20 protein-coding genes and 1 riboswitch are annotated in these 20,267 nt (G+C 69.1%); of the genes, 9 read left to right on the top strand and 11 right to left on the bottom strand.

Annotated features, from left to right (window positions below):
* The first annotated feature begins 365 nt into the window (after window positions 1-365).
* Window positions 366-1,445 carry an esterase-like activity of phytase family protein gene (locus tag ACXMDP_RS07880; protein ID WP_259729563.1) on the top strand — a complete coding sequence of 360 codons (1,080 nt, stop codon included), beginning with the start codon at window positions 366-368 and terminating at the stop codon, window positions 1,443-1,445.
* 40 nt (window positions 1,446-1,485) lie between these two features.
* Here ACXMDP_RS07880 and ACXMDP_RS07875 read toward each other — a convergent pair whose 3' ends face one another.
* The 5 genes from ACXMDP_RS07875 to ACXMDP_RS07855 all read right to left on the bottom strand — a co-directional run bounded on the left by ACXMDP_RS07875 (window position 1,486) and on the right by ACXMDP_RS07855 (window position 6,803).
* Entirely contained in the window at window positions 1,486-3,003 is a 1,518-nt protein-coding gene (locus ACXMDP_RS07875) for an ABC transporter permease (protein ID WP_259729564.1), read from the bottom strand.
* 62 nt (window positions 3,004-3,065) lie between these two features.
* Window positions 3,066-4,118, bottom strand: coding sequence for an extracellular solute-binding protein (locus ACXMDP_RS07870; protein WP_399233032.1), 1,053 nt, complete (start codon window positions 4,116-4,118; stop codon window positions 3,066-3,068).
* A gap of 315 nt (window positions 4,119-4,433) precedes the next feature.
* Window positions 4,434-4,577 (bottom strand): hypothetical protein, encoded by a 144-nt coding sequence (locus ACXMDP_RS07865; protein ID WP_198948234.1) that lies wholly within the window; start codon window positions 4,575-4,577, stop codon window positions 4,434-4,436.
* A gap of 77 nt (window positions 4,578-4,654) precedes the next feature.
* Window positions 4,655-5,278, bottom strand: coding sequence for a HupE/UreJ family protein (locus tag ACXMDP_RS07860; RefSeq protein WP_259729566.1), 624 nt, complete (start codon window positions 5,276-5,278; stop codon window positions 4,655-4,657).
* Window positions 5,279-5,305: 27 nt separating this feature from the next.
* Window positions 5,306-5,487, bottom strand: a riboswitch (cobalamin riboswitch).
* Window positions 5,488-5,609: 122 nt separating this feature from the next.
* A complete protein-coding gene (locus ACXMDP_RS07855) occupies window positions 5,610-6,803 on the bottom strand; it encodes a CobW family GTP-binding protein (protein WP_259729695.1) in 1,194 nt (397 codons plus the stop codon).
* A 317-nt stretch (window positions 6,804-7,120) separates the two neighbouring features.
* Here ACXMDP_RS07855 and ACXMDP_RS07850 point away from each other — a divergent pair, with 317 nt between their 5' ends.
* Window positions 7,121-8,119: a DnaJ C-terminal domain-containing protein gene (locus ACXMDP_RS07850; protein WP_259729567.1), complete on the top strand. Its 999-nt coding sequence runs from the start codon at window positions 7,121-7,123 to the stop codon at window positions 8,117-8,119.
* Window positions 8,112-8,420: a chaperone modulator CbpM gene (locus ACXMDP_RS07845; RefSeq protein WP_094510905.1), complete on the top strand. Its 309-nt coding sequence runs from the start codon at window positions 8,112-8,114 to the stop codon at window positions 8,418-8,420. Before ACXMDP_RS07850 ends, ACXMDP_RS07845 begins: the two co-directional genes overlap by 8 nt.
* Before the next feature lie 106 nt (window positions 8,421-8,526).
* Here the strand turns inward: ACXMDP_RS07845 and ACXMDP_RS07840 are convergent, their stop codons facing one another.
* Window positions 8,527-10,134, bottom strand: coding sequence for an iron uptake porin (locus tag ACXMDP_RS07840; protein ID WP_259729568.1), 1,608 nt, complete (start codon window positions 10,132-10,134; stop codon window positions 8,527-8,529).
* A gap of 175 nt (window positions 10,135-10,309) precedes the next feature.
* Complete coding sequence (locus tag ACXMDP_RS07835; RefSeq protein WP_259729569.1) at window positions 10,310-10,516, bottom strand: hypothetical protein; 207 nt, start codon at window positions 10,514-10,516, stop codon at window positions 10,310-10,312.
* 207 nt (window positions 10,517-10,723) lie between these two features.
* Between ACXMDP_RS07835 and ACXMDP_RS07830 the strand changes: the two genes are divergently transcribed.
* From ACXMDP_RS07830 to ACXMDP_RS07820, 3 genes are all read left to right on the top strand, one after another.
* A complete protein-coding gene (locus ACXMDP_RS07830) occupies window positions 10,724-11,389 on the top strand; it encodes a Fe2+-dependent dioxygenase (protein WP_259729570.1) in 666 nt (221 codons plus the stop codon).
* Window positions 11,390-11,495: 106 nt separating this feature from the next.
* Entirely contained in the window at window positions 11,496-12,533 is a 1,038-nt protein-coding gene (locus ACXMDP_RS07825; protein ID WP_259729571.1) for an imelysin family protein, read from the top strand.
* Window positions 12,533-13,840 carry a di-heme oxidoredictase family protein gene (locus ACXMDP_RS07820; protein ID WP_259729572.1) on the top strand — a complete coding sequence of 436 codons (1,308 nt, stop codon included), beginning with the start codon at window positions 12,533-12,535 and terminating at the stop codon, window positions 13,838-13,840. Before ACXMDP_RS07825 ends, ACXMDP_RS07820 begins: the two co-directional genes overlap by 1 nt.
* A 16-nt stretch (window positions 13,841-13,856) precedes the next feature.
* Here the strand turns inward: ACXMDP_RS07820 and ACXMDP_RS07815 are convergent, their stop codons facing one another.
* Complete coding sequence (locus tag ACXMDP_RS07815) at window positions 13,857-14,300, bottom strand: Fur family transcriptional regulator (protein WP_259729573.1); 444 nt, start codon at window positions 14,298-14,300, stop codon at window positions 13,857-13,859.
* A gap of 250 nt (window positions 14,301-14,550) precedes the next feature.
* Here ACXMDP_RS07815 and ACXMDP_RS07810 point away from each other — a divergent pair, with 250 nt between their 5' ends.
* From ACXMDP_RS07810 to ACXMDP_RS07800, 3 genes are all read left to right on the top strand, one after another.
* The gene (locus ACXMDP_RS07810; protein ID WP_259729574.1) at window positions 14,551-15,525 is read left to right on the top strand and encodes a metal ABC transporter solute-binding protein, Zn/Mn family; all 975 of its coding nucleotides are present in this window, start codon (window positions 14,551-14,553) and stop codon (window positions 15,523-15,525) included.
* Window positions 15,526-15,666: 141 nt separating this feature from the next.
* A complete protein-coding gene (locus ACXMDP_RS07805; RefSeq protein ID WP_259729575.1) occupies window positions 15,667-16,434 on the top strand; it encodes a metal ABC transporter ATP-binding protein in 768 nt (255 codons plus the stop codon).
* The gene (locus ACXMDP_RS07800) at window positions 16,431-17,258 is read left to right on the top strand and encodes a metal ABC transporter permease (RefSeq protein WP_259729576.1); all 828 of its coding nucleotides are present in this window, start codon (window positions 16,431-16,433) and stop codon (window positions 17,256-17,258) included. Before ACXMDP_RS07805 ends, ACXMDP_RS07800 begins: the two co-directional genes overlap by 4 nt.
* Window positions 17,259-17,275: 17 nt before the next feature.
* Here the strand turns inward: ACXMDP_RS07800 and ACXMDP_RS07795 are convergent, their stop codons facing one another.
* Genes ACXMDP_RS07795 through ACXMDP_RS07785 form a run of 3 tightly spaced genes read right to left on the bottom strand, consistent with a single transcriptional unit; the run spans window position 17,276 to window position 20,246 of the window.
* On the bottom strand, window positions 17,276-18,640 hold the full coding sequence (locus ACXMDP_RS07795; protein ID WP_259729577.1) for a hypothetical protein: 1,365 nt from the start codon (window positions 18,638-18,640) through the stop codon (window positions 17,276-17,278).
* Window positions 18,637-19,332 carry a TIGR03943 family putative permease subunit gene (locus ACXMDP_RS07790; RefSeq protein ID WP_259729578.1) on the bottom strand — a complete coding sequence of 232 codons (696 nt, stop codon included), beginning with the start codon at window positions 19,330-19,332 and terminating at the stop codon, window positions 18,637-18,639. The genes ACXMDP_RS07795 and ACXMDP_RS07790 overlap by 4 nt, the downstream gene beginning before the upstream one ends.
* On the bottom strand, window positions 19,329-20,246 hold the full coding sequence (locus tag ACXMDP_RS07785; protein WP_399233111.1) for a permease: 918 nt from the start codon (window positions 20,244-20,246) through the stop codon (window positions 19,329-19,331). Before ACXMDP_RS07785 ends, ACXMDP_RS07790 begins: the two co-directional genes overlap by 4 nt.
* Window positions 20,247-20,267 lie beyond the last annotated feature (21 nt).

Genomic DNA, 20,267 nt, shown 5'->3' with positions numbered 1-20,267 from the left:
TGGATCAACTGTGCAATCAGTCCTTGATCCACGGCCTGTGGCTTGACTGCCTCTGCAGGATGTTCATCAAGCGCGATACGTTCAGGATTCAAGGTCCCCCCATCCTGTGCGCTCCGGCGGCATGCCGCGCATCAAGGGCGATCAACAGTCGATGTCACAGGATCCTTGCCTGATCCATCGTCGACGCATCTAGGGCACGTCTTCATTGGGCCACAATTCCTGATCTGCACTGTCATTCCTCTTCCGCAGATTGGCCACAGAGCCAGTTGCGGACGACCAGGCCTTCGTGAGGCACCACTGCAGCTGGAGCAGCGCCATCGTGGGCCTTGGAGCCGTCTCTGATCGCTGTGATTCCCGTAGCACCCGTGACCGTGCCGCTGCAGCCTCCCGCAGAGCCAGCCTGGGTGCTGCCCTGTCCGGGAGAGGTGAGCTGGGAGCTGCTGGCCGAGGTGGAGCTGCCGCGGGAGGGCACCGACGGCCAACCGCTCGGTGGTTTCTCAGCCGCTGCCATGGACCCGGAGGGCCGCAGCCTGTGGCTGCTCAGCGACGGCCCCGCTCCCTTCCTGGTGCCGCTGCACGGCGTCGCGCCCCTCGGGGAGAACGGGGGCAGACCGCCAGTGGTCGGCCGGCGGCTGAGGCTCACCGATGCCAACGGCCAACCGTTTGCCCACCCCCTCGACGGTGAAGGGCTGGTGATCAAGGGCGAATCGTTCTGGATCGTGAGCGAGGGGCGCCGCACGCTGGAGCAGCCGCCGCGGTTGCTGCGCTTTCAGCGGGCCACGGGGCGCCTGCAGGAGGCGTTTGACCTGCCGCCGGACTGGCAGGCGGCGCCGCAGCGCGGCCTGGGCTCGAACCAAGGGCCAGAAGCGCTGACCTTGCTGCCGGTATCGCCAACGGCGTCGGGCGGTTCAGGCCTGCCCCCTTCTCTACTGCTGGCGGCCGAGCGGCCCCTGCTGCAGGACCCGGAGGGATCGCTGCGCCTGCTGCATTTCGGACCGCTGGCCAGGAGCCTGGCCGGCAACGCCTCCCCAACCACCCCTCAGACCGCAGCCCCGCAGCCTGCCTTTCTGCCGGCTGGGCGTCTGGCGGTGGCGCTGGAGGGTTCCCAGTGGGGCCTCACCGAGCTGCTGGCGCCGCCGAACTCCGGGCTGCTGCTGGGGCTGGTGCGGGGCTATGCCGCGCCGAACCGCTGGTGGGCGCGGCTGGTGGCCTTCCCCCTGCCGGCAAGCCGGCCCGCAGGTGAGAACGCCCCACCACTCGCACCGGTGCGGCAGTGGGATCTGCTGGCGGCCGGGCTCAGCCCCGACAACTGGGAGGCCCTCGCCGTGGGCCCGGCCCTGGCCGATGGACGCCCCACGCTGCTGCTGGCCAGCGATGACAACTTCAACGTGCTGCAGGCGAACCGGATCGCCCGGATCGCCGCCCGCTGCCCGGAGCGTCCCTGAACCAGGGCCCGCAGCGCGAGCCCAGCTCTGGCGTGGCGATTCAGCTCCGGTCCTGACCGGAACCGAGCTGTTCGAGGCTGGGCATGAGCGCCACCGCCGCCACAAGGCCCAGAGCCACGATCAGCAGCGCCGGCACCAGCGCGGACGACACCCGTTCATCACCGGCGTACTGATAAACGCGCACTGCCAGGGTGTCGAAATCGAAGGGGCGCAGGGAGAAGGTGAGCGGCAGCTCCTTGACCGTATCGACGAAAACCAGCAGCGCACCGACCAGCAGCGGCCCCTTGAGCAGGGGCAGATGCACACGCCGCAGCACCTGGGTCCAGCTGCAGCCGAGGCCGGTGGCCGCCTCATCCACGCTGGGCGGAATCCGCTCCAGAGCGGCGTCAAGGCCCCCCTTGGAGACGGCCAGAAAACGATCGCTGTAGCCCCAGAGCAACAGAAGCAGCGGGCTGAGGCCGAGCGGGCCGCCAATCAGCATCAGGGCCAGGGCCAGCACCGTGCCGGGGATCGCGTAGCCCATGCCCGCCGTGAAGGTGAGCTGACGCAGGAAGGGCTGGGGGATCCAGCGGCGGGCGATCGCCAGCACCACCGCCGCCACCACCGTCACCAGGGCAGCGGCAAGGGCCAGACCAAGGCTGCGCAATGTGAGCGCCACCAGCTCCTCGGGCGAATCGCTCTGCAAGTGGTCGCGGCTCATCACCAGCCAGGTGAGCGGAATCGCCAGGCTGATCAGCGGCGGGACCAGGGTGAGCAGCTGGGCCGCACAGGACCGCCAGCCGCTCAGGTGCCACTGCAGTGAGCTGGTGCCGTCATGGCCCATGTTCCAGCGGCGGCTGCGCTGGCGTAACCAGCGTTCGGCTCCCACCAGCAGACTCACCATCACCAAGGCGATCAGGGCCAGCCCCACGGCTCCCTGCAGATCCCCTTCACCCTGCCAGCGCTGCAGGATCCCGCGCGACAGGGTGGGCACGCCGAGCAGTTCGACCGCGCCCAGTTCATTCACCACCTCCATGCCGCTGAGGGCAACGCCGGCACCGATCGAAGGCAGGGCCAGTGGCAGCGCCACCCGCCGAAAGCTGCCCCACGGACCAACGCCCAGGCTGCGGCAGGCCTCCAGCTGGCGGTGGCCGCTCATCGAGAAGCTCTCGGTGGAGAGCAGGAACACATAGGTGTAAGTGGTGAGGCTGAGCAGCAGCACCGCCCAGCCGATGCCGTGAAAGCGGAAGCCCCAGCGGCTGCCGAGATCGACGAGCACGGCAGCCAGCACAAACGCAGGGGCCGCCAGAGGAAGCACCTGCGCCAGGCGCAGCCAGCGTCGGCCAGGGAAGAGGCAACAGGCCGTGAGCCAGCCGTTGGCCGTGCCCACGAGGGCGCCGATCATGCCGACACCGATCACAAGCCCCACAGTGTTGACCACCTGCTCAACGCCCTCGGCACCCAGCTGGAGGGTGCTGGAGCCGGGGGCCAGCAGGGCATAGCCCACCAGCACCAGCACCGGCAACAGGGCCAGGGCTGAGACCAGCACAACCGCTGCCGTGAGGGAGGCGCGCCGCATCGGCGGTGCGCCCTTGACAGCTGGTGCTCGTTCGGCTGTTGCCAGTGCCGCCATTCGGTGTCCTACTTCCAGCCGTTGGTTTCCATCATCCGGGTAGCGGCCCTGCTCCGTGCTCCGATCTGCTCGACCGAGACGCCATCCGCCTTGAAGGTACCGAAGCGCTTGAGAATGGGATTGTCACCCACGCCCTTGAGCGGGTACTCGTTGTTGGCTTCGGCGTAGCCGCGGCCACCGGTGGGGGAGGCCAGAAACTCGATCAGCCTGAGCGCAGCCTGGGGATTCTTGGCATGGCGCGTGACGCCGGCACCACTGATGTTGACGTGGGAGGGATTCACGTAGACCACCCGGAGCTGCTCAGCCAGGCGCTTGTCCTCGGCGCCGCCTTCGCCCGAAAGCATGCGGGCCACGTAGTACGAGTTGACGACGCCCACCGCGCACTCACCCCGGGCGACGGCACGGGCCAGGGGGGTGTCCGAAGTGAAAAACGGCTGCTTCACGTTGGCCACCATGCCGCGCACCCAGTTGCCTGCGGTCGCGTCACCGCGCAGGATCATCTGGCTGGCCACCAGCGACTGGTTATAGGGGCTCTTGCGGTCGCGCAGGCAGAGCTTGCCCTTGAGGGCCGGCTTGGCCAGATCGGCGTAAGTGCGAATCGTGTTGGGATTCACCAGCTTCGGGTTGACCACCACCGCGCGCACCCGGCGGGTGAGGCCATACCAGCGCCCCTGGGAGTCGCGCAGGTTGGCGGGCACATCGCGCTGCAGGGCTGCGGAGCGGCTGGGCTGGAACAGGCCCTGGTCGGTGGCGGTGTCGAGGCGGGCGGCATCCACCAGCACGAGCACATCGGCCGGGCTGTTGCGACCTTCACTCTTGAGGCGCTCGATGATGGCGTCGTCCTTGGCTTCCAGCACGTTCACCTTGATGCCTGTGCGGGCGGTGAACTGGCGGTAGAGCTCTTTGTCCGTGTTGTAGTGGCGGCCCGAGTAGACCCCGATTTCAACGGGTTTGCGGTTGGGCGCCTGTTGCGCCAGGCCGGCACCAACGGCGGTGGCGATCGAAACAACCGTGAGACCGGCAGCAGCCAGCCTCACGGTGGCGGAAGAGATCCGTTTCATCCAGGAGATGGAGCGCCCGATGGCGCGAATGCAACATCTGGAGCGTAGGAATCAGGATTTAGCTACCCACGTCGAAAGGGTGCGACCGGGAGTAACAAATGTGACCCGATAACGGGAGGTCCGATCAATGGATGGGTGAAACAACCAAGAACGAGAACCGCTCAGGCCGCTTGTCTGTCGTGGCTGGGGCATGAGAAGCGGGCTCTGCCCTGTGGAATGGCACGCCAGACAGATTCCCCGCAGGCAAGGCAACCCAAAGAAAAAACGACCATCAGCAGGGCTGACGATCGCTAGGGGTGAGAGAGAGGGAAGGGTTCAGCGGCTGGGGCGGACCCGGACTGGCACGAGAGCCGGCTGCATCAGGCCGCCGCCGGAATTGTCGTCGTCAGAGTCGGTGGTAAGCCAGAAGGCCAGGCCGAACAGGGCGATGACGCCGGTGAAAAGCAAAAGTTCGACCATGGCACCCAACCGGTATCCAGCAACGTTAGCCAGAACTTGAGGGCTGACTGTGTCGATGACTGCGATTGGTGCTCAGCTCAGGCGGCTCCGGCGGCGGCGAGCAGACCGATCGGCCCCAGGGCCAGCAGCGCACCCACCACGGTGAGCAGAACGGCAAGACGCACGGTCCAGGCGGTGCCGAGCCGGCGCAGCAACAGGAACGTGACCCCCACGGTGAGGCCAGAGGCCAGCAGGGCTCCCGCCCACCAGCTGCTGGCACCGCTGGCTTCATGGCCGTGCAGCATCGCGTGGATCGCCACCGCCACCGTCACCACGGTGCCGGCCGCAGGAATGGAAGGAGGGTGGCCAGAGCGGCGGCTCATCAGGATCAGCACACCCAGACCCGAAACCGCCAGTGCCGCCAGCAGCTCAGCCACGGGCAGGCCGCCGCCGCTGACACCGAAGAACGCCCCGATCACGGCACCGGCCAGGGCGAACAGCAGGAGCTGGGCACTCACGAACGACGAGGCCGCACCCACGCCCACCAGCAGGAAGAGGTGGTCGAGGCCGGTGAGGGGATGGCTGAAGCCACCCGCCAGGCCGGCTCCGGCCAGGCCGTGGGCGGAGGCGGGCAGGGTGCCCAGCAGGCTGAGGCCAAGACCGGCGCAGCCGGCCAGCACCAGATCTCGGCCTGACGAGGACTTGAGGGAAGCGAAGGGCATGGTGAACTCCGGTCCGCGCCGGGGATTGAAGGGGGAGGAGCAGGGGCGAGCGTTCTGGCTGAGGGCCCACCTGTTGATGGGGCCCATCACAGCTGCGGGACAGCGCCGGAGTGACCACCACGCCTTCGGACAAGGGTGATGCTGGCACCGGACTTTCCTCGTTGCCTCACCGGGGTGCGCACCGGCAAACCACTGCGGGGTCAGTATGAAGCCAGCCCCGCCGCCCGGGAGTTCAACGGCAACCTTTGGATGCGGGGCCTGGATGCAGCGCCGGGAGCGGGCGGGATGCCAGGCCGCGAGCAGAGGATGCAGCCGGGCAAGCGGGCCAGGTTCAGGAAAAACCCTTGCCGGCCGCGCCGCTGGCGACGCAGGCCCGCAGCTGACGGCGCAGCTTGTCGTGATCGAGCTCCTTGCCGATCAGCACCAGCTGGTTCTTGCGCGGTCCTTTCCAGTCGGTGTCGTCGATCGAGAAGCGTTTGCCCGCCAGGTGGAACACATGGCGCCGCTCGCTTTCGCTGAACCAGAGGATTCCCTTGGCCCGGAACACCCCGGCCGGCATCTGGTTGTCGAGGAAGTTCTGGAACTTGCGCAACGAGAAGGGCCCATCGGCAGCGAAGGAGAGCGAGGTGAAGCCTTCGATCGCCAGATGGTCGGCGGCATGGACGCCGTCGCCATGGGCGTGATCGTGATCGTGGCTATGGTCATGGCCGTGGCTGCTGTGGTCGTGGACGCACTGGCCATGGTCGTGATCGCAGGCGCTGTGGTCAGCGGCAGTGGCGTGGGTTGCGTCGGCACCCTCGGCCGCGCCGGCGCTGTGGGCATGGCTGTGGCCGTGATCGTGAGCGTGGTCATGGCCGTGGTAATGGCTGTGCGCCTGGGCCTCGCCGGCCTGCTCCGCCACCACCCGATCGGACTCGAACAGCCCCACGCTCAGCAGCAACGGCAGCGGCACCTGCCCGCTGACCGAGCGCAGGATGCGCGCGTCTTTCTTCAGCTCGCGCAGGCGTGATTCCACCTCCACCAGCCGCTCCTCCGCCACCAGATCGGTCTTGTTGAGCAGCAGGATGTCGCCATAAATGACCTGGGCGCGCCCCACCTCGCTCGCCATGGTGGAGTCGTCAAAGTTCTCCGCATCGATCAAGGTGATGATCGAATCGAGCCGGGTGGTGTCGCGCAGCTCGCTGCCGAGGAAGGTCATCGCCACCGGCAGCGGATCGGCGAGGCCGGTGGTTTCCACCACCAGGTAGTCGACCGGATCGGGGCGATCGAGGATGCGCTCCACCGCCTCCAGCAGTTCGCCGTTGATCGAGCAGCAGATGCAACCGTTGCTCAGCTCCACCATGTCGTCGCCGGTGGCGATGATCAGGTCGTTGTCGATGCCGATCTCACCGAACTCATTCACCAGGACGGCGGTCTTGATGCCGTCCTGGTTGCTGAGGATGTGATTCAGCAGGGTGGTTTTGCCGGCGCCGAGAAAGCCGGTGAGGATCGTCACCGGCAGGCTGGTGATGCCGGCCTCCGCCATGGCGGGGATGGGCACCGTCGCAGGGCCGTCGGCGCGGACATCTGTGGCGTGGAGATCACTGGCGGTGCTGGTCATGGCGATGGCGGCCAGGGCGGAGCTGATCCCACCAGTCTGGCGCCTGGCCTCTGAGAGCTGGCTCGCTGATGCGGCCGTTTGCAGGCTGGCAAGCGGCCAGGGCGCGGCCAGGAAGCTGCCGCTCCTACGCCTGACGCGGCGCGATCACGGCTGGGCGTGGCAGGGTTGGGAGGAGCCCCGTGCGGGCCGCCCCTACAGGCGGCCACCCTCCAGGCGCAGCTCTGTTCGGAGGCCCGGCGACGATGAAGTTCAAGGACTACTACGCCGCCCTGGAGCTGGAGCGCGACGCCGATGGCGACGCGATCAAGAAGGCCTACCGGCGGCTGGCCCGCCGGACCCATCCGGACGTGGCCAAGGAGCCCGGTGCCGAGGAGCGCTTCAAGGAGATCAGCGAGGCTTACCAGACCCTTTCCGATCCCGAGAAGCGCCAGGCCTACGACAACCTGGGCCGCCATGGCAGCGGGGAGGACTTCAGCCCACCGCCCGACTGGGAGAGCCGCTTCCGGCGGGAGGGCGGCCAGCCGGCTGGTCAGGACGTGGATCTGGCCGATCTGTTCGAGCAGATGGGCTTTGGCGTTTCTGGCGGCGCCGGTGGGTTTGGTGGCGGTTTCGGTGGCTCCGGCGGTTTCGGCCAACAGGCTGGCGGCTTCCAGGTTCGCGGCCAGGACCTGGAGGTGACCACGGAACTGACGCTGGAGCAGGCGGCCCAGGGCACCGAGGTGGCGTTCACGCTCAGCGTCCCCAGCCGCCGCGCCGACGGCGGCATGGCGCGGGAGCCCCGCTCCGGCACGATCCGGGTGCCACGCGGTGTGGCCGATGGCGAGCGCCTGCGGGTGCCAGGCCGTGGGGGCCCCGGCCACGGCGGCGGCCCGGCCGGTGATCTGTTTCTGCAGATCCGGCTCAAGCCACACCCCCGGTTTCGCCCCGTGGGCCACGACCTCTACCTGGAGCTGCCGATCGCCCCCTGGGAGGCGGCCCTCGGCGCCGAGATCGATCTGCCCACGCTCGCCGGCACGGCGCGGGTGACCGTGCGGCCGGGCATGCGCAACGGCCAGAAGCTGCGGCTGGCGGGCAAGGGCCTGCCGCGGCGCAAGGAAGGCGCCGGTGATCTTTACGGTGTGATCCAGATCGTGATGCCGGAGCAGATCGGTGATCGCGAACGGGAGCTCTACAGCGAGCTGGCCGAAGCCTCCGCGTTCAACCCCCGTCCATCGTTCCCAGGAGCCGCCACCCATGGCTGACGATCCGCTGATTCCCGCCGACGACGACAGCCCGGTGGCGCTCGAGGAGTTGCTGGCGGCCTCTGGCCTGGCCCATGAAGAGGTGAGCGAACTGGTCCAGTTCGGCGTGTTCCAGCTCACCGGCACGGGCACGTCCTGGTGCTTCCACGCCCGCACCCTCACGCTGGCCCGCCGCGCCGCCCGCCTGCGCGACGACTTCGGCCTCAACGTGCCCGGCATGGCCCTGGCCCTCACCTACCTCGAACGCATCGAGGCACTGGAAGCGCGGCTGCGGGAACTGGAGTGCCAGCTGCCGCGCTGAGCTGGGGCCGCTGCAGCCACTCCATGGCGCGCGTTGCTAGCCAGTGCATCAGACCAGGACGGCCATCCTGAACACAGAGTCAGCTCACAGCCTCCAAACCCCCGGCTCAGAACCGGAAGGTGGTTTTCACCAGGCCGCCCAGCTGGTTGAAGGTCTCGCCGGAGGGGGTGGCCTGGCCCAGGGGCCGGCTCAGATAGAAGAGGGCGGGCGTCACGGAGATGTTGTCGCTCACCTGGAACTTGTACCACCACTCCCACACATAGTTGCCGTCGTTGGGGGAGTCGCTGCCTTCGAGGGCTGTGGCGAAAACCGGCTGGCCCACGGCCATACCGAGGGCGTTCCCTTTCACGAACACATCACTCCACTCCAGCCCCACCATCCACGACTGACTGGTGCGCACATCGCCATCCACCTCCTGGCCGTCGTACGACGTGGAGTTGAGGCCCCAGCCGGCGCTGATCGAGGGCAACCAGCCGGAGCTGGAGGGTTGCCAGTAGCCGCTGAGGCCGACGGCGTTGGTGGTGCTGCTGGGGTTCTCGAAGGCGAGGGCGGTGATGGGCGTGGTGCCGGGCACCCCCACCCCTGACTGGATGTAGCTGTAGATCGCAGCCACGGCCCATTGCTCCTGCGCGTAACCGATCTGCACGGTGCCGGTACCGGCGCTGGCGCTGGTGCCGATGCCGCCCTCGCTCGGGTTGCCGGCGTTGCCGTTGGCGGCCACGCAGTTGGCGCTCACACTGAAGCCGCCGTTCTGCCACCAGAGGCCGGCGCCCGGGCCGAGGTTCTTGTTGTACGCCGCCGGCGCACCGTTGAGGGTGAGCACGTTCAGGATCGTGTCGCTGGGGTACACGCTCGGCCACAGAGCGAGCATGTCTTCCTGACCGACGCGGCCACCGAGGGTGGCGGTGAAGCCGCTGCCGAGCGGGAATTGATAGAAGAGCTTGTCGATCGCCACCACATCGCCGCAGTCGGCGTTGTCGCCGCAATCCTCCTGGAACGCCACTTCCAGGGTGGAGAGGCCGCCGGTGGGGCCGGCGCCGCCGAAGGCGCTGTCGGCGAAGTTGCCGGCCCGCAGGATCGTGCGCAGCAGATCCTTGCCAGTGAAGCTGGTGTCGAAGCTGAGTTGAATGTCGTAGCTGAAGGTGGTGGCGCCCACCTCTTCGCGGGTGGCGCGTGCGGGAGCGCTGCCGCCGAAGGCATTGGCCCCGAGCACGAAGGTGGCCTGGCCGCTCAGCTTGGTGGTGGTGGAGAACTGATTGGCCTCCAGCTCGCCCACCTTGGCGTCGAGGCCATCCACCCGGCCCTTGAGCACGGCCAGTTCGGCTTCGAATTCCTTGAGCAGGCGACGCAGCTCGTCGGTCACCTCGGTGATGCGATCGAGGCAGGCATTGAGCAGAGCGGCGGCTTCCCAGCGGCTGAGGGCCTGCTTGCCGCGGAAGGTGACGTCGGGATAGCCAGCGACGCAGCCGTAGCGCTCGATCAGGTTCGAGAGCGCCTGGTAGGCCCATTCAGTGGGCTGAACGTCGGAGAACTGGTTGATGCTGGTGACCTGGTCGGCGCTGAGACCGCCGCCCTGGCTGCCCAAGGTGAGACCGCTGGCATAGCGCTGGATGCCCTCCAGGTTGAGCTCAGCGGCGGCGGCAGCGAAGGGGGCCAGCGGAGCCAGCAGGCCCAAGGCAAGGTGCGCAAGCAGCTTGGAGAGGGAAACGGTCATTGATTGGCAGGGTGCGCTTGTCAACAGGCCCAGGGAACCAGAGCACCCCAGCAATAGCATGATAATGATAACGGTTCTTACCAGCTGCTTTAGCTGGCGGGCCCGGTGGTGGGGCCTGTAGTGGGGGATGGACTGCGCCCGGTTCAGCTGCCGGTTTCATGTGCCGGCCTGCACATCAGCCCTCACCCCCTTCCCCGCCCTCGCCGCCTTCCTCTCCTTTGTTCTCTTTGTGGTACTCGACCGCATCCCCGCCACCATCAGGTGCCTGCTGTCCAGCCGCAGGGGTCTTCGGCTCGCTGGACTCGGGAGCCTTGCCACAGCCCGCCATCCCGGCAATCAGCCCGGTGGTGGCAAGGAACAGGGCGATGCTGGAGCGCGCCATGGTGGATCCGAATGGAACACCGCCGATTCTGAGCGGCTTGGCTCTGCACCGGCCTGCACCGGTCACAGGCGACCGTGCCATTGGCGACAGATTGGGGTGCTGGCTGTTCCGCTGCCGCCGATTGGCAGCAATGGCGCAGGCACGCTCCCCTGGAGAAAGAGGCAGGGTGCCGCCATCGTTCGGGGGAACCGCGCCATTGCCGGGTCGATGCGTTTTCAGATCGAATCACTGCTGCCGGCCGAGCAGATCGCCAGCTGGAGAAGCCGGCTGCTGGCGCCGGAGCTGGAATGGCGGCCCGGCCAGGAAACGGCCGGCTGGCATGCCAGGGCCGTCAAGCACAACCGCCAGCTGGAGCGCGCTTCGGCCCTGCACCAGGAGCTGGCGCCGCTGGTGCACCAAGCCTTGCTGGCCCATCCCCTGCTGGCTGCAGCGGCACTACCGGCCCGGATCCACGGCCTGCTGTTCAGCCGAACGGGCGTGGGCGAGGGCTACGGCCGCCACGTGGACAACGCCTTCATGGCCGAAGGACGCTCCGATCTCTCCTTCACGCTGTTTCTCTCGGAGCCAGCCAGCTACGCGGGCGGTGCCCTGGTGCTGGAGTTTCCCCATGGTGAGGAAGCGATTCGCCTCAGGGCCGGCGACGCGATCCTTTACCCCAGCACCCTGCTGCACCGGGTGGAACCGGTGACGGAGGGGGAGCGTCTCGTCTGTGTGGGCTGGATCCAGAGTCGCCTCCGCAACGCAGAGCAGCGCGAACTGCTGTTCGAACTCGACACAGCCCGGCGGCAGCTGTTCAGCCAGCAGGGCAAGAGCGAGATCTTCGATCTGCTCAGCCGCAGCTACACCAACCTGTTGCGGATGTGGAGCGACTGAGTGGTGATGCAGCCCTGGGTGCCATTGGTCACGGGCTGGTGTGCCGTCCGGGCGGTGATGGTGCGGACCGGCGGTGGACATTGGCCGCAGACGCCCTGCATCGATCGTGACCCGCACCTGCCGCTGGAGTCGCACCTTGGCCCTGGGCCTGGCCCTGGGACTGCCGCTAGGCCTGGGCCTGGTCCTCAACGGTTGCGGCACGCCCGGCCGCACGGCAGCCCCCACCGACGAGGCGGTGGTGAAGACCTTCGTGGCGCAGGTGGTGCAGCCCAACAACACCAAGTTGGTGGCGGAAACCGGCGCCCTGCAGGCCGCCATCCAACGCCTCACCGACAAACCCTCCGACGAGCGCCTGGAGGCGGCCCGCCAGGCCTGGTTGGCGGCGCGCCACACCTGGGAAACCAGTGAAAGCTGGGCCTTCGGTCCCGCTCAAACCGAAGGGTTCGACGGCGCCCTGGATTCCTGGCCCGTGAACCGCAAAGACCTCGCTGCGGCCCTGGGCGGCGCCGCGTTCACGGCCGACACCTTCGTCGCCCTCAGCGACACCGCCAAGGGATTCCACGGCATCGAATGGGTGATCTTCGGCGGGAACAGGGGCCAACGACCCAGCGCGGCCCAGCTCACGCCCAACGATCTGGCCTATCTGCGCCTGGCGACCGACGACCTGCACCGCCAGGCCGAAGGGCTCCTGGCCAGCTGGTCGGGGCCGCAGGGCTTCGGCGCCCGGATCAGCTCACCAGCCGAGGCCGGCACAGCCGTGCAGGAGATGCTTCAGGGGGTGATCGGCCTGCTGCAGGAGGAGGGCGACGAAAAACTGGGCCAACCGCTGAACAGCCGTGATCCCCGCAGCCTGGAGAGCGCCGACAGCGGCAACACCCAGGCGGATCTGCTCGCCAATGTGAAGGGCGCCCGGCAGGTGCTGCTGACCACCGGTCTGCTGGAGCGGATCCGCCGCAAGGATGTCGAGCTGGGCCAGCAGATCGACGCCCAGACCGCCCAGGCAGTGGATCTGGCCAAGGCCCTGCCGCACCCGATCAACGATCACCTCCACAACCCCGCCTCCCGCAAGGCGATGGAGCAGCTGATCAGCCAGCTGCACAGCGCGGCGAAGCTCGTGGAGCGGTCAGTGCCGCTGTTGTCCTGATGCAGCGCCCCCGTCAACGCCTGCTGCTGGCCGTGCTGGCCCTGGCGGTGGTGCTGGGTGTGGGATTGCAGCGCGGCTGGAGCGCCGCCGATCCCCAACGGGCGGCCGGGGCGATGACCGTGGCCAACCGCACGTCGGCCTCCTTCGAGCAACCGGCCGCCGGCCTCAGCCCGGCTGAGCTGGAGCGCCACCAGATCGCCGATGGGCTGTTCGATCGCACCCACGTGCCCCTGGAGGGGGCGCCCGGGGCGGGCCTGGGTCCCCGTTTCAATGCCGCCTCCTGCATCGCCTGCCATGTGCGCAACGGCCGCGGCCGGCCGCTGATGGGGGAATCCCTGGTGCGGGTGGCCCTGCGGGATGGGCGGCCCGTGCCGAGCATCGGCCACCAGGTCCGCGATCGCGCCGTGCTGGGTGCCAGCCCCGATGCCTCCGTGGCGGTGGAGTGGCAGAACCAGGCGGGGCTGCGCCGGCCATGGGTCCAGCTGGAGACGGACACTCCCCTCGATCTTTCGGTTCGGCAGGTGGCCCGTTCCCTTCGGGTGGCGCCGCCCCTGATCGGCCTGGGGCTGCTGGAGGCGGTACCGGAGGGGGCGATCCTGGCCCGCGCCGACCCCGATGACCGCGATGGCGATGGCATTTCCGGCCGACCCCACTGGCTGGTGGACGCCAACGGCCAGCGGCAACTGGGGCGGTTCGGCTGGAAGGCGCTCTCCGCTTCGGTACGGGACCAGACCAGCGCCGCCTTTCTCAATGACATGGGCCTCACCACGGCGGTGGGGCCGGGCTCAGCGCTGGCGGCCGATGGCCAACCCGCCGAGATCAGCCAGCAGGAGCTGACCCTGGTGACCTTCTACAGCCAGACCCTGGGGGCGCCGCGCACCGGCCAGCCGGCCTCCAGCCCGGTGGTGCGCCGGGGGCAGGCACTGTTCGACACACTTCAGTGCGCCCGGTGCCATGTGCCGCAACTGTCCACGGGATCCTCCACACAGGCGGTGGTTCAGGCGCTCCGCGCTCAGAGGATCTGGCCCTACACCGATCTGCTCCTCCATGACATGGGTCCCGGCCTTGATGACGGGGTAGCGGAGCAGGGGGCGGCGGGCAGCGAATGGCGCACAGCTCCCCTCTGGGGCGTGGGCCTCACGCAGCGGGTGAATGCCTCGACGGGCTTCCTGCACGATGGCCGCGCCCGCACGCTCGAGCAGGCGATCCTCTGGCATGGCGGGGAGGCAGAGGGGGCGAAGTCGCGCTTTCTGGAGCTGCCGCGGCAACGCCGCCAGGAGTTGCTGGCCTGGCTGCTGCAGCTATGAGGGGGGCACGCTCCTCTCAGGACGACTGCTGGCGGGCCTGGCAGCTGGGGCAGATGCCGAAGAACTCCAGGGTATGGAACAGCAGCCGGAAGCCGTCCAGCTGCTGGGGTTGCAGGTGGACGTCGTGCATGGGGCAGGCCCGCAGGGGCAGGGTGCGGCCGCAATCGACGCAGGTGAGATGGTGCTCGTCCCGTTCGGTGGGGGCGTAGAGGGCTTCGCCACTGGGCAGATGGCGGCAACGAACCAGCCCGCGCTGCTGCAGCTGGCGCAGGTGCCGGTACACCGTGGCCAGGCCCATGCCATGGGGCGTGCCGCGCAGCCGGGCATGCAGGTCCTGGCCGGAAAGCTCGTGGCCGGCGGCCTGCAGCTGATCGAGCAGATGGCTCTGTTTGGCGTTGAGCGGGCTCTGCTTCAGCGGGCTCTCGTTCTGCGAAACAGGAACGGCTGCCTCGGAAGCCATGGCCAGGACGACAGCGGGTCAACGCCGATCCTATGGAGCGCCGTGAGAGGGCGGCGCCTGCGCGGGATGGAGCCGCCACGAGGGCCACAGATCGGGCGCTCGCGGCGGCGATGCAGAGGCCGAGGCACAGGCGCAAACCAAGGGCCAGGCGGAGGGCCAGGCGCCTGGTAGGCCATACCAAAATGAGTATGATTCTCGATTCGACTTCTCGCCGCTTCGGTGCCGGGATCCCCGCTCTCCTCTGCCGGCCATGCGTCTCCTTCTGCGCCGTGCGGCGGTGCTGGCTTCTGCGGCACTGCTGGTCGCGTGCGGCCAGACCGCCCGGAATCCGGCGGCCAGCAACGGCACCGACCTGCAAGTGGTCACCACCTTCCTGCCGATCACCGGATTCACCAAGGCGGTGGCGGGCGACTGCGCCACGGTGCAGGCACTGGTTCCCACCAATGTTGGACCCCACGACTTCCAGGCCACCCCATCGGATCTGGTGAAGCTGCAGAAGGCCGACGTGCTGGTGAAGAACGGCCTGGGTCTGGAGTCGTTCCTCGACAAGCTGATCGCCAGCGCCGACAACCCCACGCTGCGCGTGATCGACACCAGCAGCGGCGTGGCGACCCTGACCAATGCGGACGGGAAGGCCGGCGATAAGGCCAAGGCGAAGGGCGGTGATGACCACGACCAGGGGCATGATCACGGCCACGAGCACGGCCCGATCAACCCCCACATCTGGCTCGATCCGCTGCGGGCCGTCCAGCAGGTGGAAACGATCCGGGATGGCCTGATCGCCGCCAAGCCCGCCTGCAAGGAGCAGTTCAGCGCCAACGCCGCCAGCTTCACCGCAGAGCTGCAGGCCCTGAATGCCGAGCTCGCCGCCCAGCTCAAGCCCTTCGCCGGCAAGACCTTCGTGGCCTTCCACGACTTCGCCCCCTACTTCGCCGAGCGCTACAAGCTCAAGACCGCCTTCGTGGTGGAGGCGCCCGAGCAGAACCCCACCCCGGCCGATCTGCAACGGGTGGCCGAGCAGGTGAAGCAGTCCGATCTCAAGGCCCTGCTCTCCGAGCCGCAGGAAGGCAGCCGCTCGTTCAACGCCCTCGCCGGCGACCTCGGTGTGCGGGTGAGCGTGTTCGATCCAATGGAAACCGGTCCGGCCGAGGGCGAAAACCCCGGCTACTACGCCACCCAGATGCGCCGCAACGTGTCGGATCTGGTGAAGGCCTTCGGCAAGTGAGGCGGCGCGAACCAGCGGCACTGGTGGCAAGCCCACCGCCTGGCGGCGCTTCCACCAGCAGCGATCTCCTGGGCGGTGGACTCCCCGGGCCTTGGCAACCCAGGGCAGTGGATCCCCCCGCACGGCCGGTAGGCTGAAGCCATGGCGGAAATGGTTCTCGAAGTCAGCGACCTCACGGTGCGGCGCGAGGGCACGACAGCCGTGGAGGGGGTGAGCTTCACCCTGGCGGCGGAGACCGACACGGCGCTGGTGGGCCCCAACGGGGCCGGCAAGAGCACCCTGGTGCAGGCGCTGCTGGGCATCCTGCCGCACCAGCGCGGCCAGGTGCGGCTGCTGGGTCGGCCGATGGGCCCCCAGGGCCAGCTGCCCGCCTCGGTGCGGGCCCAGGTGGCCTATGTGCCCCAGTCCTTCACCGTGCGCAACCGCTGCCCCCTCAGCGTGGCCGACTTCGTGGGCCTCGGCTGGGATCCACCCGGGCTGCAGCTGCCCTGGCGCGGCAGTGAGCGGCGGCGGCAGGCGGTGCGCCAGGCGCTGGCCAAAACCAGCTGCAGCGACCTGGCCGACCGGCTGATCAGCGAGCTCTCCGGCGGTCAGACCAAGCGCGTGCTGCTGGCCTTCTGCGTGGTGCGGCCCCGGCGCCTGCTGGTGCTCGATGAGGCCCAGGCCGGCCTCGACAGCCAGGCGGCGGAGCAGTTCTACGGCCTGCTGTTCGACCTGCGCCGCAGCGAGGGCTGGACGATCCTGCAGGTCTCGCACGACCTTGAGATGGTGCGGCGCACCTGCGATGGCGTGCTGTGCCTGAACCGCAGCCTGCGCTGCTCCGGCCCCCCCGATCACGCCCTCAGTCCCGCCCAGCTGGAGCGGGTCTACGGCCGGGGCTACGTGCCCTACCACCATCACCACCGATGAACGACGGCGTAGCCCTCGCCGAGCTCCTGGCCCTGCCCTTCATGCAGCGGGCCCTGATCGGCGGCCTGCTCACCGGTGCCCTGGGCGGTCTGCTGGGCAGCTTCGCGATCCTGCGTCAGCTCTCCTTCTTCAGCGATGCGCTCGGCCATTCGGCCCTGCTCGGCATCACCCTCGGCATCCTGCTGGGCCTCAACCCCACCCTGGTGCTGATTCCCTTCGCGGTGCTGTTCGCCCTGGTGGTGAGCCGCCTGGTGGAACGCAGCCAGCTGCCCACCGATGCCCTGCTCAACATCGTCTATTCGTCGTCACTGGCGATCGCCGTGGTGGCGCTCAGCTTCGTGCGCAGTTACAAGGGCGGCATCCATCAGCTGCTCTTCGGCGACATCCTCGGCATCTCCTGGCTCGACCTGGGGCTGATCGTGGCCCTGCTGCTGACTGCCGTGGGCTACCTGGGCCTCACCCGCCGCGACCAGATCCTGCTCACGCTCGATGAGCCGCTGGCGCTCTCGCGTGGGGTGGCAGTACCGCTGCACCGGCTCCTTTTCATCGTGCTGCTGGCGGTGGTGGTGGCGATCTCGATCAAAGCGGTGGGGGTGCTGCTGATCAGCGCCTTCGTGGTGATCCCCGCCTGTGCCTCCCGGCTGGTGAGTGTTCAGTTCAACGGCTACGTGGCACTGGCCGCTGGCCTTGGCGCCATCTGCGCCGTGCTCGGCCTGCTGCTCTCCGGCAGCCTGAACCTGCCGTCAGGTCCCTGCGTGGTGCTGATGCAGCTGGTGGGCTTCCTTTTGGCCCTGGCGCTGGCCCCACGGCAACGGCTGGCCTGAGCGGGAGCGGGCGCCCCTCAGCCGGCTGGCAGCCACTGGGCCTGGCGCACCGGCTTGTCGATCAAGGTGAGCTCGAGGCTGAACGGATCGATCAGGGCCGGCTGGGCCTCACGACGCTGGGGCGGGCCGCCGGCAGGGGTGTCGAGCTCCAGGCGGCGCAGGGTGAGCAGCAACCGTTCGCCAGTGGGGTCGTAGTGGAGGCCGGTGCCCGGCTCCAGCTCCCAGCCGCTCAGCTCGCGGCGTTGCAGCACCGTCCCGTTGCGATCGAGCGCCAGCAGGATCAGCCGTGGCTCGGCGATGCTTTCGATCAGCAGCGCCCACACCCTCTCGCCGCCGCGGGAGCAGGCGCTGGCCACCAGCCCGGCGGTGCCGATCCAGAGCGGACGCGGGGCCTGCCCCGGCTCCACCAGCTCCAGCGAACGCCGGAAATCAGGCCAGTGCCGCACCAGCAGCGCCCGCCCCGCCACCGGGCAGAAGCTGCTGAGGTCGCGGCTGCCGGGCAGGATCTGGCGGCGTGGTTCCCGCGGCGGCAGGGTGCGCAGCGACAACCCCTCCCGCTCCGGCACGATCAGCTCACCGCCGCCGGGCAGCAGCGCCACCGGGCCACTGGCCTCGATCTCGAGGCGTCGCCGGCCGCCGCCGCGGAACCACTGCACCAGCCCTTCCGGCCCCTGCGTCAGCGCCGTGGATTGGACCAGCAGATCACCCTGCCGGTTGCTGCTCAGCTGCGCGTACTGGAGCGGTTCGCGCGTGAAGCGATCGATGCCCGTCTGCCGCACCCGGCCCAGATCGGACCGCAGCGGTGCGTCCATGGCGACCACCCGCGCCAGGTTGCGCTCTTGCAGGTTGAGGCGCCACACCTGGTGACGCCCCTGGTCATCCCGGCTCACCACCCCCACGCCAGAGCCATCGCCCAGCGGCTCGATCTCGGTAATCGAGCTCCACACCGGTGACAGTGCCGTCCAGCCACCATCGTGCTGGCGCACCTGCACCTGCTCACCGCTGCCCACCGGCACCACGGCCAGCAGATGGGCGCGCGGATCCCATTGCCAGAGGGCTGGGCGCATCGGCAGACCGCGTCGGTCGTCGCCCTGCAATTGCAGCCGCAGCGGGGTGACCAGCCGCTGCCCCTGGCCCGGCAGCAGCAGCAACGGGTTGCCGCCGCCCTGCAGATCGAAGCGCAGCGGCGGATCCAGGCGGGTGCGGGCCGCCACGCTGCCGGGATTCATCGGCCGGCTGAAGCGCAGGTTCAAGGCCGCTGGGCCGGAGCTGGCCGCCGCCTGCTCCAGCGCCAGCAGCCGCGGCGGCCGATGGAGTAGCACCTGCTGCTGGGCGACGGCCAGCAGCACACCGGCCAGCAGGGCCAGGCGCAGGGCCCTCATGGTTCGAGCGGCCGCGCCGGCCTGGGAATCTCTCGCACCGACTCAGCGCGGATCACACTCCGGGTCTGGCCGTCAAAGCGTTCGGTGTCCATCACGCCGCGCAGCTCCAGCCACTGATCGGCCTTGGGCAGCGGCCGGCCCGGGGGCCACAGCACCGGCAGCCCCACCGGCGTGGCATCCACCAGGCAGCAGCGCACCCGCAGGCGAGCCAGCTGGGGACGGTCCCCGGGCACGGGCAGCACGAAGCCGCTGATGCGCACCGGATCGCCCGCATGCAGCTTCGGGTCGGGCTGGCTGCGCAGCAGGCGCACCCACTCGGTGAGGCTGCGCTGGCCGGGCGGCACCACGAAATTCAGGCCCGGCTCATCGAGCAGTTCGCGGTCGCGGTTGGCGGCGAGATCGGCGAACGAGGGCCGCGGTGGCACCAGCAGCACGGCGATCGCCACCACCACGCCCACCAGCAGCACAGTGCGCTGCCGCGGCGTAGGGGCGGCGCCACCCCCTCCCACCAACTCCAGCAGCGCCACCACCACCAGCACCACGCCGCTGATCCACACCAACGGATGGAACACAGCCCGCAGCAGCAGATCCAGCCGGCCGCTGATGCCGCTCTGGAGCAGCACAGCCCCCCACAGCCCCAGTCCGAGGGGCCGCAACCAGCGGCCGCCGCGCAGACGTCGGGGGAGTGTCACAGCAGCCACAGGTTCACCCACTGACCGATCAGCAGCACCACCAGCACGGCGCTGACGGCCGTGAGCAGGATGGCGCGCGGACGCAGCAACACGCCGAACAGCCCCACCAGCTTGATGTCGATCACGGGCCCGAGCAACAGGAAGGCCAGCAGGGCACCCGGGGTGACCTGGGCGGCGAAGCCCAGGGCCAGAAAGGCATCCACGCTGGAGCACACCGACACCACCAGGCTCAGCAGCATCAGGGCCAAGATCGAGAGGGTGGGGGCCCCACCCACCGCCAGCAGCCAGGGCCGCGGCACCAGGGTCTGCACGAGGGCGGCGATCACGCAGCCGAACACCAGCAGGGCCGCCAGCTCGATGAACTCCCGGCTGCCATGGCCAAGGATTTCCGCCAGCGGAGCGCGGGGTGTGCGGCGTGGACCAGCCGCCAGGGCCTGGGCCGCCAGCGGGTCAGCACCGATCACCCCGCTGCGGCGCTCCAGCAGGCTGACCCGGCTGAGCGGCAGGACCAGCCGCCGTTCCTCCAGCAGCGCTGGCTGCAGCAGCGCCGCCTCCGGCAGGCGGGCCAGCAGGGTGGCGAGCACGAGCGCGATCAGCACCGCCCCCACGGGCCGGGCCACCAGCAGCCAGGGCTGGTTCGGGAAGGCGGCCCAGGTGCTGGCCACCACGATCGGGTTGAGCACCGGTGCCGCGAACAGGAAGCCGAGCGCCGTGGCCAGCGGCGCCCCGGTGGCCAGCAGCTGGCGCGCCACCGGCACATTGCCGCATTCACAGGCAGGCAGGGCAAAGCCGAGCGCGGCACCGGTGAGCGGCCCCAGCAGCGGATGGGCGGGCAGGCGCCGCACCCACTGCCCGCCCGGGCTGAGCCAGCGGGCCAGGGTGGAGATGGTGACCCCGATCAACAGAAACGGCATCGCCTCGATCAGCAGGGCCTG

Source organism: Cyanobium sp. ULC065 (assembly GCF_977927515.1).
This window is presented reverse-complemented; position numbering and strand designations above follow the sequence as displayed.